Annotated in this window: 11 protein-coding genes; 10 read left to right on the plus strand and 1 reads right to left on the minus strand. The window is 64.8% G+C overall.

Going from position 1 to position 14,110, the window contains the following annotated elements; translation table 11 throughout:
• From MOV74_RS15940 to MOV74_RS15985, 10 genes are all read left to right on the plus strand, one after another.
• The coding region (locus MOV74_RS15940; protein WP_246923985.1) for a molybdopterin molybdotransferase MoeA at positions 1 to 747 on the plus strand (747 nt) is incomplete at its 5' end.
• 45 nt (positions 748 to 792) lie between these two features.
• Positions 793 to 1,026, plus strand: coding sequence for a sulfurtransferase TusA family protein (locus MOV74_RS15945; RefSeq protein ID WP_246923987.1), 234 nt, complete (start codon positions 793 to 795; stop codon positions 1,024 to 1,026).
• A gap of 127 nt (positions 1,027 to 1,153) precedes the next feature.
• Complete coding sequence (locus MOV74_RS15950; protein WP_246923989.1) at positions 1,154 to 2,587, plus strand: sigma-54 dependent transcriptional regulator; 1,434 nt, start codon at positions 1,154 to 1,156, stop codon at positions 2,585 to 2,587.
• Positions 2,580 to 4,604: a cache domain-containing protein gene (locus MOV74_RS15955; RefSeq protein WP_246923993.1), complete on the plus strand. Its 2,025-nt coding sequence runs from the start codon at positions 2,580 to 2,582 to the stop codon at positions 4,602 to 4,604. Before MOV74_RS15950 ends, MOV74_RS15955 begins: the two co-directional genes overlap by 8 nt.
• A gap of 342 nt (positions 4,605 to 4,946) precedes the next feature.
• Entirely contained in the window at positions 4,947 to 6,599 is a 1,653-nt protein-coding gene (locus MOV74_RS15960) for an OFA family MFS transporter (protein ID WP_246923996.1), read from the plus strand.
• 86 nt (positions 6,600 to 6,685) lie between these two features.
• Positions 6,686 to 6,967 carry a hypothetical protein gene (locus tag MOV74_RS15965; protein WP_246923999.1) on the plus strand — a complete coding sequence of 94 codons (282 nt, stop codon included), beginning with the start codon at positions 6,686 to 6,688 and terminating at the stop codon, positions 6,965 to 6,967.
• A gap of 277 nt (positions 6,968 to 7,244) precedes the next feature.
• Positions 7,245 to 8,948 carry an NADH-ubiquinone oxidoreductase-F iron-sulfur binding region domain-containing protein gene (locus MOV74_RS15970; RefSeq protein ID WP_246924001.1) on the plus strand — a complete coding sequence of 568 codons (1,704 nt, stop codon included), beginning with the start codon at positions 7,245 to 7,247 and terminating at the stop codon, positions 8,946 to 8,948.
• Entirely contained in the window at positions 8,945 to 11,713 is a 2,769-nt protein-coding gene (gene fdhF, locus MOV74_RS15975) for a formate dehydrogenase subunit alpha (protein ID WP_246924004.1), read from the plus strand. Before MOV74_RS15970 ends, fdhF begins: the two co-directional genes overlap by 4 nt.
• Before the next feature lie 324 nt (positions 11,714 to 12,037).
• Positions 12,038 to 12,511, plus strand: coding sequence for a Cys-tRNA(Pro) deacylase (ybaK, locus tag MOV74_RS15980; protein ID WP_246924007.1), 474 nt, complete (start codon positions 12,038 to 12,040; stop codon positions 12,509 to 12,511).
• 18 nt (positions 12,512 to 12,529) lie between these two features.
• Positions 12,530 to 13,612 carry a HupE/UreJ family protein gene (locus tag MOV74_RS15985; protein ID WP_246924010.1) on the plus strand — a complete coding sequence of 361 codons (1,083 nt, stop codon included), beginning with the start codon at positions 12,530 to 12,532 and terminating at the stop codon, positions 13,610 to 13,612.
• Between the two features lie 9 nt (positions 13,613 to 13,621).
• Here MOV74_RS15985 and MOV74_RS15990 read toward each other — a convergent pair.
• Positions 13,622 to 14,110, minus strand: a 489-nt coding sequence (locus tag MOV74_RS15990; RefSeq protein WP_246924013.1) for a GntR family transcriptional regulator, incomplete at its 5' end; no start/stop codon positions are given.

A 14,110-nucleotide genomic window follows, 5' to 3' on the forward strand; every position in this document is an offset into this window, starting at 1 on the left:
CACGTCGCGCTCGCCGCGGCGTTCGGGCGTGTCAGGCTCGACGTGGTCAGGCGCATTCGCGTTGCGGTGTTCTCGACCGGTGACGAGCTGGCTTCTCCTGGCGAGCCACGCGCCGCCTCGCAGCTGTTCGATTCCAACCGCTTCATGCTGATGGCGATGCTGCGCCGCCTCGGCTGCGAGGTCAGCGACCTCGGCATTCTGCGCGACGAGCGTGCTTCGCTCGCGAATGGCTTGAAGCAGGTTGCAGGCCGCCACGACCTGATCCTCACCACGGGCGGCGTCTCGACCGGCGAGGAGGACCACGTCAAGGCGGCGGTCGAGAGCATCGGCTCGCTGGTGCTGTGGCGGATGGCGATCAAGCCCGGCCGGCCCGTGGCGATGGGCATCATCGACGGCACGCCGCTGATCGGATTGCCCGGCAATCCCGTCGCGAGTTTCGTCACGTTTGTCCATGTGGTGCGGCCGACGGTGCTGGCGCTGGCGGGTGGCTTGCCGGAGCCGTTGACGCCCATCCCGGTGCGCGCCGCGTTTACTTACAAGAAGAAGGCGGGCCGGCGTGAATATGTGCGCGCCTCCTTGCGGCGCGCGCAGGACGGCGGGCTCGAGGCCATCAAGTTTCCGCGCGAGGGAGCGGGGCTGTTGTCCTCGCTGGTCGAGACCGACGGCCTGGTTGAACTCGGTGAGAGCATCACGGGCGTCGAGCCGGGGCACGGCGTAGGTTTTTTGTCCTATGCCGATCTGCTCTAGAGGCCTTGCGTTGACGCCCTCGCTTCGTCTCGCCATGTTGCGCGCATGACCAGAACCACGCTCGATCTCACCGGGTTGAAATGCCCGCTCCCCGCCTTGAAGACGCGCAAGGCCTTAAAACCGTTGCAACCGGGCGATCAGCTCGAGGTTCACTGCACCGACCCCTTGTCGGTGATTGATATCCCCAATCTGATCCGCGAGACCGGCGATAAGGTCGAGATCACCGAGCGCAACCAGACCCGGATCGTGTTCCTGGTCGAAAAGAGCGACGCCCCGTAGAAAGGCGAATGTTCACGGCGGCGACGCTTGACTATGCTGCGCCCGCGGGGGACACGGCCGGATCTTCGCTGCAATGCGAAAGGCACCGGTTGTTGCGGTGGATGATCTCAAACCTAAGACATCGGGCATGACTTTCTCAACATCGAGGCCAAGCGCCGCCACAGCTCCGGCGGTGGGCCGCGAGCCTGCCGTCAAGCTCGGCAAAACGGCTGCAGGACCGGAGTTCAGCGCGCTGGCGCAGGCCTCCATCCTGATCGTCGACGACGAGCCGGGCATGCGCAACTTCCTGGTGCGCACGCTCGCGCCGCGCTGCAAGCTGGTGGACGAGGCGGCCGATACCGACCAGGCCTCGCGCAAGCTCGATTCCAACCGCTACGACGTCGTCATTCTCGATAACATCATGCCGGGCAAGAATGGCGTCGATTGGCTCGCCGAGCAGCGCGCCGTCGGCTTTTTCGCCGACGCCATCCTGATCACCGCCTATGCCGACCTCGACACCGCGATCCAGGCCCTGCGCGCCGGTGCAGCCGATTTCGTGCTCAAGCCGTTCCGCTCCAACCAGATCCTCAACGCGGTAGCGCGATGCCTCGACCGTGTCCGCCTCCAGCGCGAGAATTTTGTCCTGCGCTATGCTTTGCGCGCTTCGTCCGACCGCACCTTCCTGCGCGACAATCTGATCGGACAGTCGGCAGCAACGCTGCGCGTGCGTGAGACCATCGCACGCGTCGCGCGCCTGCCGACCTCGGTTCTCCTCACCGGCGAATCCGGCACCGGCAAGGAAGTGGCGGCGCGCTCGATCCACTCGCTGTCCGACCGCGCCGACAAGCCATTCGTGCCGGTGAATTGCGCGGCGATCCCGCCCGAGATGATCGAGGCCGAGCTGTTCGGACACATCAAGGGCGCCTTCACCGGTGCCGATTCGGGGCGCGAAGGCCTGTTCTTGTATGCACATGGCGGCACGCTGTTCCTCGACGAGATCGGGGAGCTGCCGCTGCCGATGCAGAGCAAGCTGCTCCGCGTGCTCGAAGACCGCCGCGTCCGCCCGGTTGGCTCCGAGCGCGAAGTTCCGGTCGACTTGCGCTTCATCTTCGCAACCAATGCCGAGCTTCAGAAGGAGGTCGAGAGGGGCCGCTTCCGAGCCGATCTGTTCTACCGGCTCAACGTGATGCAGATCCGGCTGCCGCTCCTGAAGGATCGCGGCGACGACGTGCAGGAGCTTGCCGCCATCTTCATGAGCAAGCTGTCGGTTCAGCTCGGCATGCCGCCGGTGCCGATCGACGCCTCGGTGCGGGCGGCGCTCGCAAGCTATGATTGGCCGGGCAATGTACGCGAGCTGCGCAATTTGATCGAGCGCACGCTGATCCTCGGCGCCTTCCCTGACGATTTCGCAGGTCCCCGCAACGATGGCCAGTCGGCGCCTGCCGACAGTCTCGCGGAGCTCGAGCGCCGTCACATTCTCGGCGTGCTGAAGGAGGTCAATGGCAATCGCGAGGAGGCGGCTCGGCGCCTCGGTATCTCGCGCAAGACCATCGACCGCAAATGCGCGTTGTGGGATGTCTGATGCTGCCGGCCGCAGCGGCGAGCTCGTGCGGGGACGCTCCGTGCGCTTCCGGCTGCTTGCGATCGCGCTGCTGCCGATGCTGGTCATCCTGCCGCTGCTGCTCGGAGTTGCGATCTATCGCTGGAACGCGAAATTCGACGCGACCCTGATCTCCAAGGTGAACGGCGATCTCACCATCGCCCACCAATATCTCGCCCGCATCCTGGAAAAGACCGGCGTCCAGCTCCGGGCGCTCAGCCTGTCGGCTCGCTTCCATGAGGTGCTGGCGCAGGATGCGCGCGACTCCCTGCGTGATCTGCTCGACGAGACCCGCAAGGAAATCGGTCTCGATTTCCTGTATCTGGCCAACGATCGCGGCGAGGTCCTGGCCTCGTCGCCACCGCTGCAGCATCAACCGAGAGGTGACTGGCCGATCATCGTGTCAGCGCTATCGGGCCAGGTCCCTGCGACGGGCGTCGACATTTTCGGCAACGACGATCTCGCCGCAATTTCGCCGGCCCTGGCCGAGCGCGCGCGATTGGATCTCGTGTCGACCCCGAACGCGGTGCCGACCGACCGCAGCGCGGAGACGCGCGGCATGGTCGTGCATGCGGCGAGCCGGGCGATGCTACCCGACGGCGGCGCCGCTGCGCTGGTCGGCGGCACACTGCTCAACCAGAACCTCGAATTCATCGACACGATCAACGATCTCGTCTATCGCGCGGCGAGCCTGCCGGAGGGCAGCCAGGGCACCGCGACGCTGTTCCTAGATGACGTGCGGATATCGACCAATGTCCGTCTGTTCGAGGGACGGCGCGCGCTCGGCACGCGCGTATCGGCGGCGGTGCGCTCGGCCGTGCTGGGCGAGGGACGCACCTGGCTCGATAGCGCCTTCGTGGTCAATGACTGGTACATCTCCGCCTACGAGCCGCTGGTCGACAGTTACGGCAAGCGGGTCGGCATGCTCTATGTCGGCTTTCTGGAGAAGCCGTTCAGCGAAGCCAAATACCAGACCTTGGGGATCATCATCGCAGCGTTCATCGCGATCACCGCCGCAACCGTGCCGATCTTCCTGCGCTGGGCGACCTCCATCTTCATGCCGCTGGAGCGCGTCACGGCGACCATCACCGAGGTGGAGCGGGGCAACCTCTCCGCCCGCACCAAGATGCCGGTGCTGGGTGACGAGATCGGCCGCGTCGCCGTTCATCTCGACAGCCTGCTCGACCAGATCCAGGAACGCGACCGACAGCTCCGGGAATGGAATGAGGAGTTGAACGTCCGCGTGCGGGAGCGCACGCGGGACCTCGAGCACGCCAATCTCAAGCTCGAGGCAACCACCAAGCAGCTCATCATGTCCGAGAAGCTGGCTGCGATCGGCGAGATCACCGCCGGCGTTGCGCACGAGATCAACAATCCGATCGCGGTGATGCAGGGCAATCTCGACGTCATCCGCAGCGTGTTCGGGGCCGATGCCGACAAGGCGAAGATCGAGTTTCGCCTGCTCGACGAGCAGATTCACCGCATCAGCCAGATCGTGACCAAGCTGTTGCAGTTTGCAAGGCCGGAGGAATATGCCGGCTATGTCGAGCGCCACGCGCCGACGAGCGTGATCTCCGACTGTCTGCCGCTGGTGCAGCATCTCCTGAACAAGACCGAGATCGCCGTGGCCAGGGACGACCGCGCCAACCGGCTCGTGCTGATGAATCGCAACGAGCTGCAGCAGGTCCTCGTCAATCTCATCGTCAACGCCATCCACGCCATGCCGGACGGCGGAACCCTGACGCTACGCTCCTTCGATGTCGAGCGCGACGGCCGTCAAGGGGTCGCCATTGAGGTCACGGATACCGGCATCGGCATGAGCGCCGAGGTGATCGAAAAGATATTCGACCCCTTCTACACCACGAAACGGCGGCAGGGCACCGGGCTGGGCCTCTCCATCAGCCAGACGCTGATCAAGCGCCAGGGCGGACAGATCACCGCCGAAAGCCGCGTCGGTTCCGGGAGCACGTTCACGGTGTGGCTGCCGGAAGCGAGCTGATGGGACATTTTGTCCGAGGATTTCAGGACATTCTGTCCGGCGCGGCACATTGCACTGCGGGAAGCCATTGAATCGTCACGATGTGACTTCTGGCACGCGCGTTGCTCATATCAAGACAGGGTGTTGAGGGGGATGAGGGGCGCGATAGCCGTCACTGCAACGCTGCTTGCAAGGTGAAGGGACATCACCCGCGATCAGCTGCTAGCTCGGCGCACATGACGCGATGCGCACCACACGATTCCGCTTCGGCATGAAGTCCGACCGGTCATGCGCGGCTGTCAAGCACGCACGACTGGTCTCAAACCGATGTGCCGGCAAGGCCGCGCTTGGGAGGTAATGCTTATGACGACTGCCGATACCGTTCTTGCACCGGTTGGTGCTTCCGGCTTTCTCGATCGTGAACGCACGATAGCGACGGCCGGTTTCAATCGCTGGCTGGTGCCGCCGGCGGCGCTGTGCATCCATCTGTGCATCGGCATGGCCTACGGCTTCTCGGTGTTCTGGCTGCCGCTGTCGCGCGCGATCGGCATCAGCGCGCCGAAAGCCTGCCCCGACATGTCGCTGTGGCAGGAGCTGTTCACGACCAGCTGCGACTGGAAGGTCGCCAGCATGGGATGGATGTACACCCTGTTCTTCGTGCTGCTCGGTATCGCGGCTGCGGTGTGGGGCGGCTGGCTGGAGCGCGTGGGGCCGCGCAAGGCGGGCTTCGTCTCGGCGCTCTGCTGGTGCGGCGGTCTCTTCCTCGGTGCGATCGGAGTTTACACCCATCAGCTTTGGCTGTTGTGGCTGGGTTCGGGCGTGATCGGCGGTATCGGCCTCGGCCTCGGCTACATCTCCCCGGTGTCGACGCTCGTCAAATGGTTCCCCGATCGCCGCGGCATGGCGACCGGCATGGCCATCATGGGCTTCGGCGGTGGCGCCATGATCGGCGCGCCACTGGCGAACCTCTTGATGAACTACTTCAAGACCCCGACCTCGGTCGGCGTCTGGGAGACCTTCGTCGCGATGGGCGTCATCTACTTCGTGTTCATGATGATCGGCGCGTTCCGCTATCGCCTGCCGCCGCCCGGCTGGCAGCCCGAGGGCTGGACCCCGCCGTCCAAGGCCAACGCGATGATCTCGAAGAACAACGTTCATCTCAACGATGCGCACAAGACGCCGCAGTTCTGGCTGATCTGGTGGGTGCTGTGCCTGAACGTGTCGGCCGGCATCGGCGTGATCGGCATGGCCTCGCCCATGCTGCAAGAGATCTTCGCCGGCAAGCTGATCGGCCTTCCGGACGTCGGCTTCAACGCGCTCGACGCCGGGCAGAAGGCGCAGATTGCCGCGATCGCCGCGGGCTTCGCCGGATTGCTCTCGTTGTTCAACATCGGCGGCCGCTTCTTCTGGGCGTCGCTGTCGGACAAGATCGGGCGCAAGAACACTTACTACACGTTCTTCATCCTCGGCATCGTGCTCTACGCGCTGGCGCCGACCTTTGCGGCGATGGGCTCGAAGCTGCTGTTCGTGCTCGGCTTCGGCATCATCCTGTCGATGTATGGCGGCGGCTTCGCCACCGTGCCGGCCTATCTCGCCGACATGTTCGGCACCCAGTTCGTCGGCGCCATCCACGGGCGGCTGCTGACGGCATGGTCGACGGCGGGCATCATCGGCCCCGTCGTGGTGAACTACATCCGCGAGTTCCAACTCGCGGCCGGCGTGCCGCGCGACCAGCTCTACAACACCACGATGTACATTCTGTGCGCGATGCTGATCGCGGGCCTGATCTGCAACTACCTGATCAAGCCGGTCGATTCGAAGTGGCACATGAAGGACGCCGATGTCGCCAAATTGCAGGCGGCGAGCGCCAGCGCTGCAGCTGCGGGGCCGCATGGCTCCTACGGCATCGGCTTTGGCGGGCTCGACGCCAGGGCGGGGCTGTTCTGGGCCTTCGTCGGCATTCCCTTGGCTTGGGGTGTCTGGAAGACGCTGGAAAGCGCGGTCAAGATCTTCTGATCGCACATTCATCGCGAGCGGGAGCGCACCGAGGGCGCGCTCCCGCTGCTCATTTCAATTGTTTCAAGCTTACCCTGGGGGATTCGATGGTTCGTAAACTCGCTTGTGCCGCCGCCATACTGCTCGTCGCCGGCGCCCTGCAATCCGCATCCGCGCAGACAGCCGCGGCACCGGCCGTAACGCCGCCCGCCGCGACCGAGGCCAAGCCCGGCAAGATCAAGCTCACCGCGCAGAAGCTCAAGGACATGAAGGCCAAGTGGAGCGCCAACAAGTCGAAGCTCAAGGAGTGCCGCAAGGACGTGAAGGCCAAGGGCCTGGCGGGTGACGATCGCTGGTTCTATATCGAGGAGTGCATGGGCAAAAGCTGACCTGGTCAGCACCGGGGCGTGGAGGGTAAGGCTCGAAGCGGAGCGCGATACGATTTCGCTATCGCAGCATAGGAAGCCTTTATTGATCTCCAGACCAATTCAGGCTTCGTTCTATCGGTTCGCGCCTTGGACGAACGCAAGACCGGGTCCGTACGGCGATCCAGGGTTTGCCTTGGGCTGCGCCCAACTGCTTCAGCGAGCAAGATAATTCCCTTGGCATCTGGCATGCCAAGGGCTAGAACTGGAGTTGTTCTAAAAGACAGATTGAGACGAATCGATGAGCCACGACGTGCACAAGGTCCGCCCGTTCGAGCACCCCGGTGAGGGGCGCCGACGCGCCAAGGCCACCCCTAAAGGGCGCCAGGTCGATCCCACTGCCTCGCACGAGATCGAGCAACTGCTCGGCGACAGGCCGCGGCGGCGCGATCTGCTGATCGAATATCTGCATCTGATCCAGGATAGATATCACCAGATCTCTGCCGCGCATCTCGCCGCGCTCGCCGACGAGATGAAGCTCGCCTTCGCGGAGGTGTTCGAGACCGCGACCTTCTACGCGCATTTCGACGTGGTGAAGGAGGGCGAGCCGGACATCGCCCCGCTGACGATCCGCGTCTGCGATTCGCTGACCTGCGCGATGCTCGGCGGCGAGAAGCTGCTCGAAGACCTGCAAAGTGCGAGCGGTCCCGGCATTCGCGTGGTGCGCGCGCCCTGCGTCGGCCGCTGCGACACCGCGCCGGCGGCCGAGGTCGGGCACAATTTCGTCGACCACGCGAGCGTGGCCAACGTCATGGCGGCCGCGAAGGCCGGCGACACCCACGCGCATCTGCCCAACTATGTCGGCTATGAGGCCTATGTTGCCGGGGGCGGCTACAAGCTGCTGGGCCGCCTGCGCTCCGGCGAGCTGTCAAAGGACGACCTTCTGAAGGCGCTCGATGATGCTTCGCTGCGCGGCCTCGGCGGCGCCGGCTTCCCGACAGGACGCAAATGGCGCGCAGTGCTCGGCGAGCCCGGCCCGCGACTGATGGCGATCAACGGCGACGAGGGCGAGCCCGGCACGTTCAAGGACCGCGTCTACCTCGAAAGCGATCCGCACCGTTTCATCGAGGGCATGCTGATCGGTGCGCATGTGGTGCAGGCCTCCGACGTCTACATCTACCTGCGCGACGAATATCCGGCCTCACGCGAGATCCTGGAGCGCGAGATCGCAAAGCTTCCACCGGGCGGTCCGACGCTGCACATGCGCCGCGGCGCCGGCGCCTATATCTGCGGTGAGGAATCCTCGCTGCTCGAAAGCATCGAGGGCAAGCGCGGCCTGCCCCGGCACAAGCCGCCTTATCCGTTCCAGGTCGGCCTGTTCGGCCTGCCGACGTTGATCAACAACATCGAGACGCTGTGGTGGGTGCGCGACATCGTCGAGAAGGGCGCCAACTGGTGGAAGGGCCACGGCCGTCATGAGCGCAACGGCCTGCGCAGCTTCTCGGTCTCGGGTCGCGTCAAGAACCCGGGCATGAAGTTGGCGCCCGCGGGCATCACTGTGCGCGAGCTGATCGACGAATATTGCGGCGGCATGGCCGACGGCCATCAGTTCTATGCTTACTTGCCGGGCGGCGCGTCCGGCGGCATTCTGCCGGCGTCGATGGACGACATTCCGCTCGATTTCGGCACGCTGGAGAAATACGGCTGCTTCATCGGCTCGGCCGCGATCGTGATCCTGTCGCAGAAGGACAGCGTGCGCGCGGCGGCGCTGAACCTGATGAAGTTCTTCGAGGACGAGAGCTGCGGCCAGTGCACGCCGTGCCGCGTCGGAACCCAGAAGGCGGCAGCTCTGATGCAGAAGCCGGTCTGGAACCGCGCTCTCCTGGAAGAATTGAGCCAAGCGATGCGCGATGCCTCGATCTGCGGGCTTGGACAGGCAGCATCGAATCCGCTGTCCACCGTGATCAAATATTTCCCTGACGAGTTCAAGGAAGCGGCTGAATGACCAAGATTACGTTCGAGCTCGACGGCAAGCAGGTCGAAGCCAATGCCGGCGAGACCATCTGGCAGGTCGCAAAGCGCCAGGGCCGCGACATCCCGCATCTGTGCTACTCGCCGGCGCCAGACTATCGCCCCGACGGCAATTGCCGCGCCTGCATGGTCGAGATCGAGGGCGAACGCGTGCTGGCGGCATCCTGCAAGCGTACGCCGTCGGTCGGCATGAAGGTGAAGACCGAGTCTGCGCGGGCGGTGTCGGCGCAGAAGATGGTGATGGAGTTGCTCGTCGCCGACCAGCCGGCGCGCGAGACCAGCCACGATCCGGATTCGAAGTTCTGGCACTGGGCCGAGACGACAGGCGTCACCGAGAGCCGCTTCCCCGCCGCCGAGCGCTGGGCGACCGACGCCAGCCATCCGGCGATGCGCGTCAATCTCGATGCCTGTATCCAGTGCGGCCTCTGCGTGCGCGCCTGCCGCGAGGTCCAGGTCAACGACGTCATCGGTATGGCCTACCGTAATCACGGCTCGAAGATCGTGTTCGACTTCGACGATCCCATGGGCGAGTCCACTTGCGTCGCCTGCGGTGAATGCGTGCAGGCCTGTCCGACCGGCGCGTTGATGCCGGCCGTGATGCTCGACGAGAAGCAGACCCGCGTGACTTACGCGGACAAGAAGGTCGATTCGCTCTGCCCGTTCTGCGGCGTCGGCTGCCAGGTTACCTACGAGGTCAAGGACGAGAAGGTGATCTATGCGGAAGGCCGCGACGGCCCCGCCAATCACAACCGCCTCTGCGTCAAGGGTCGCTTCGGCTTCGACTACATCCACCACCCGCATCGCCTGACAAAGCCGCTGGTTCGGCTGCCGAATGCGAAGAAGGATTCCAACGACCAGGTCGATCCGGCCAACCCCTTCACCCATTTCCGCGAGGCAAGCTGGGAAGAAGCGCTCGACATCGCCGCCAAGGGCCTCGTCAAGATCCGCGACGAGAAGGGCGTGAAGGCGCTGGCGGGCTTCGGCTCGGCCAAGGGCTCGAACGAAGAGGCTTATCTGTTCCAGAAGCTGGTGCGCACCGGTTTCGGCTCGAACAACGTCGACCATTGCACCCGACTGTGCCACGCCTCCTCGGTCGCCGCGCTGTTCGAAGGCCTGAGCTCGGGCGCGGTGTCGGCGCCGTTCGCCGCTGCGATGGACGCCGAAGTCATCATCGTGATCGGCGCCAATCCGGCCGTGAACCATCCGGTCGCGGCGACCTTCATCAAGAACGCGGTCAAGCAGAACGGCGCAAAGCTGTTCGTGATGGATCCGCGCCGGCAGACGCTGTCGCGCCACGCGACCAAGCATCTGCAGTTCAAGCCCGGCTCCGACGTCGCGATGCTGAACGCGATGATCAACACGATCATCACGGAAGGCCTGACCGACGACCAGTACATCGCCGGCTACACCGAGGGCTTCGACGACCTCAAGGAGAAGATCAAGGAGTTCACGCCGGAGAAGATGGAAGCGATCTGCGGCATCCCGGCGCAAACGCTGCGCGAGGTCGCGCGGACCTATGCGCGGGCGAAGTCGTCGATCATCTTCTGGGGCATGGGCATCAGCCAGCATGTCCACGGCACCGATAATGCGCGCTGCCTGATTGCGCTGGCGCTGATCACCGGCCAGGTCGGTCGGCCCGGCACCGGCCTGCATCCGCTGCGCGGCCAGAACAACGTGCAGGGCGCCTCCGACGCCGGTCTGATCCCGATGTTTTTGCCGGACTATCAGCCGGTCAGCCGCGACGATTTGCGCGGGGCCTTCGAGAAGTTGTGGGACCAGGACCTCGATCCCGTTCGCGGCCTCACCGTGGTCGAGATCATGAACGCGATCCATGCCCGTGAGATCAAGGGCATGTATATCGAGGGCGAGAATCCCGCGATGTCCGATCCCGATCTCCAGCATGCGCGCCAGGCGCTCGCGATGCTCGACCATCTCGTGGTGCAGGATCTCTTCGTCACCGAGACCGCGTTCCACGCCGACGTCATCCTGCCTGCCTCGGCGTTTGCGGAAAAGGAAGGCTCGTTCACCAACACCGATCGCCGCGTGCAGCTCGCGCGCCAGGTGATCAAGCCACCCGGTGATGCGCGGCAGGATCTCTGGATCATTCAGGAGATCGGCAAGCGCATGGGCCTGCCGTGGAATTATGCCGGCCCCGGCGACGTCTTCACCGAGATGGCGCAGCTGATGCCGTCGCTGAAGAACATCACCTGGGAGCGGCTGGTGCGCGAAGGCGCGGTGACCTATCCGGTCGACGGTCCCGACGTGCCCGGCAACGAGATCATCTTCACCACGGGCTTCCCGACCGCGAGCGGCCGCGGCAAGATCGTGCCGGCTCACGTCATACCGCCGGACGAAGTGCCCGACGCCGAATATCCGATGGTGCTGTCGACCGGCCGCGTGCTGGAGCACTGGCACACCGGCTCGATGACCCGTCGCGCGCAGGTGCTCGACCAGATCGAGCCGGAGGCGGTCGCCTTCATGTCGCCAAAGGACATGCGCATGAAGAAGCTCGCGCCCGGCGATTTCATTCGGCTGGAGACCCGCCGCGGCGCCGTCGAGGTCAAGGTGCGCTCCGACCGCGACGTGCCGGAGAACATGGTGTTCATGCCGTTCTGCTACGCGGAAGCGGCAGCGAATCTCTTGACCAACCCGGCGCTCGATCCGTTCGGCAAGATCCCGGAATTCAAGTTCTGCGCGGCCAGGGCCGAGCGCGCGGAAATGCGGGACGCGGCGGAGTAGGGAGGACCTTCTGCCCGTGGAGTTTGACGGCGTAGGATCACCAAATTCCGCTGTCGTCCCCGCGCACGAGGCTTGCCACAAAAACCGCCGTCATGCCCCGGCTTGTCCGGGGCATCCAGTACGCCGCGGCCTTTCGGTTCAATCGCTGACGTCTCTGGAATACTGGATCGCCCGGTCAAGCCGGGCGATGGTCGAGGGTGTGGTGCACAAACGTGTCTACACCGTCATTGCGAGCGAAGCGAAGCCATCCAGGCCGCCTCAACGGCAAGATTCTGGCTTGCTTCGTCGCTTCGCTCCTCGCAACGACGGTGGTAGACATGGCGCATGTCCAAAGTTACGCCCGCCACCCGAGCGCTCACGGCCTCCGGTATTGCCTTCACCGTCCATGCCTACGACTACGATCCTGACGCCGAGAGTATCGGCCTTCAGGCCGCCGCCGCGCTCGGCGAGGACCCGGCGCGCGTCCTCAAGACGCTGATGGCGCTGGTGGACGGCAAGCCGGTCTGCGTCGTCGTCCCATCCGACCAGGAGGTCTCGATGAAGAAGCTCGCAGCGGCCGCGGGCGGCAAGTCGGCGCAGATGATGAAGCCACCCGAGGCCGAGCGCGTCACCGGATACAAGGTCGGAGGCATCAGCCCGTTCGGACAGCGCAAGCAGGTCGGCACCGTGATCGAGCAGAGCGCGCTCGCGCACGACCAAGTCTATCTCAATGGCGGTCAGCGCGGATTGCAGGTGCGGCTGAGACCGGCTGATGTGAAGGACCTCCTGAAGGCGGTCGTGGCGGATGTGCTGGCGTGACGGCAATGGGGTGGGACCATGAGATGGCCGCGGCTGATGTGGCTTGCGGTTCTGCTCGGCATCGGTCTTCCGGCTGAGGCGCATCAGGTCAACCTCGTCACGGCGCGCGTGGCGCTGAGCCCCGATCGCACGGTGAGGGTCGAGCTCGGATTGAAGGGCGGCGATGTCGATCGCCTGATCGGCACGAAGACCTATGATTCGAGACGGGACGCGGTCGATCCCGCGGCGGTCGAAGCGGCCGGAGCAGCCATCCTCGCCTATATGCGCACGCACTTGGCCGTAACGGGCGGGGCCAGGGCCTGTCCGGCCGGAGATGCAGCGATCCTGGCCGACGGCGACGGCATCATCTATCGCAACAGCTTTGCCTGCGCCGAGGCCGGCGGCGACATCATCTACCGCTCCACCGTGCTGACCGAGAAGGATCCGGGCGCACGCCAAGTCGTGCTGATCGCGCAGGGCAGGTCGGAGGTGCAGGCCTTGCTGGACGCCGGCAATACGTCGGTCACGCTCTCAACTGCGCCGCCGCTGTGGTCGACCATGCAGCGCTATGGCCTGACCGGCATCGAGCACATCTTCCTCGGCTACGATCACGTCGCATTCCTGATTGCCGTGGTGTTGTGGGCCAGACAGCTCCTTCCCGTCGTCAAGATCGTGACGGCCTTCACCATCGCCCATTCGATCACCTTGTCGCTGGCCGCGCTGAACCTCCTCGTCATCCCAAGCCGCATTGTGGAGCCTGCGATCGCCGCCTCGATCGTCTTCGTGGCCGTGGAGAACTTCTTCTCACGCGATGTCGACAAGCGCTGGCGCATGACCTTTCTGTTCGGACTGATCCACGGCTTTGGCTTCGCCGGAGCGCTTCGCGAGATCGGCCTGCCGCCAAACGCAGCAGTACCGGCGCTCGCCGCCTTCAACATCGGCGTGGAGATCGGGCAGATCGCGATCGTCGCGGTCGCGCTGCCGGCGCTCGGCTTCTTGGACCGGCTGACCACGACCGACCGGGCCGGGCCGGTGAGGGCGGCGAGACTGGTCTACATGGTGTCGGCGGTGATCAGCTTGCTCGGCGGCTATTGGCTGCTGGTGCGCATTTGGGAAGCGTGAGCCACAGGCCTATTGCTTCTGCAGCAGCTTGAGCCGACAGCGCAGCGCCTCGCGGATATGCGCGCGCGCGAGTTGCTCCGCCTCATCGCCTTTGCGCGCGGCGATGGCGTCGATGATGGCCTGATGCTCGCCGTGGCTGGTCGACGGGCGGCCCGATACGGTGAATGTGGTCGGACCGAGCAGGGCGATCCAGTCCTGCAATTCGCGGGAGGCATTGTCGAGATAGCGGTTGCGCGCGGCGCGGCAGATGGCCTCGTGGAAGGCGCGATTGAGCCTTGCCCTTTCTCTTGCCATCTCGGCTGCGTCGGTCTCCGACGCCTCGACAAAAGCCTGCTCGATATCCCTGATGGCATCGATCTCGGGGGCGGAGGCGTGCTCGGCGGCAAGGCGCGCGGCGGCGCCTTCCATGATCTCGCGCATGGCGTAGAGTTCAAGCACCTCGGAGATGTCGAGATTGCGCACGATCAGGCCGCGGCCGCCGGCGGGCTCGACGAAGCC

Source organism: Bradyrhizobium sp. SHOUNA76 (genome assembly GCF_023006445.1).
Lineage (GTDB): Bacteria > Pseudomonadota > Alphaproteobacteria > Rhizobiales > Xanthobacteraceae > Bradyrhizobium.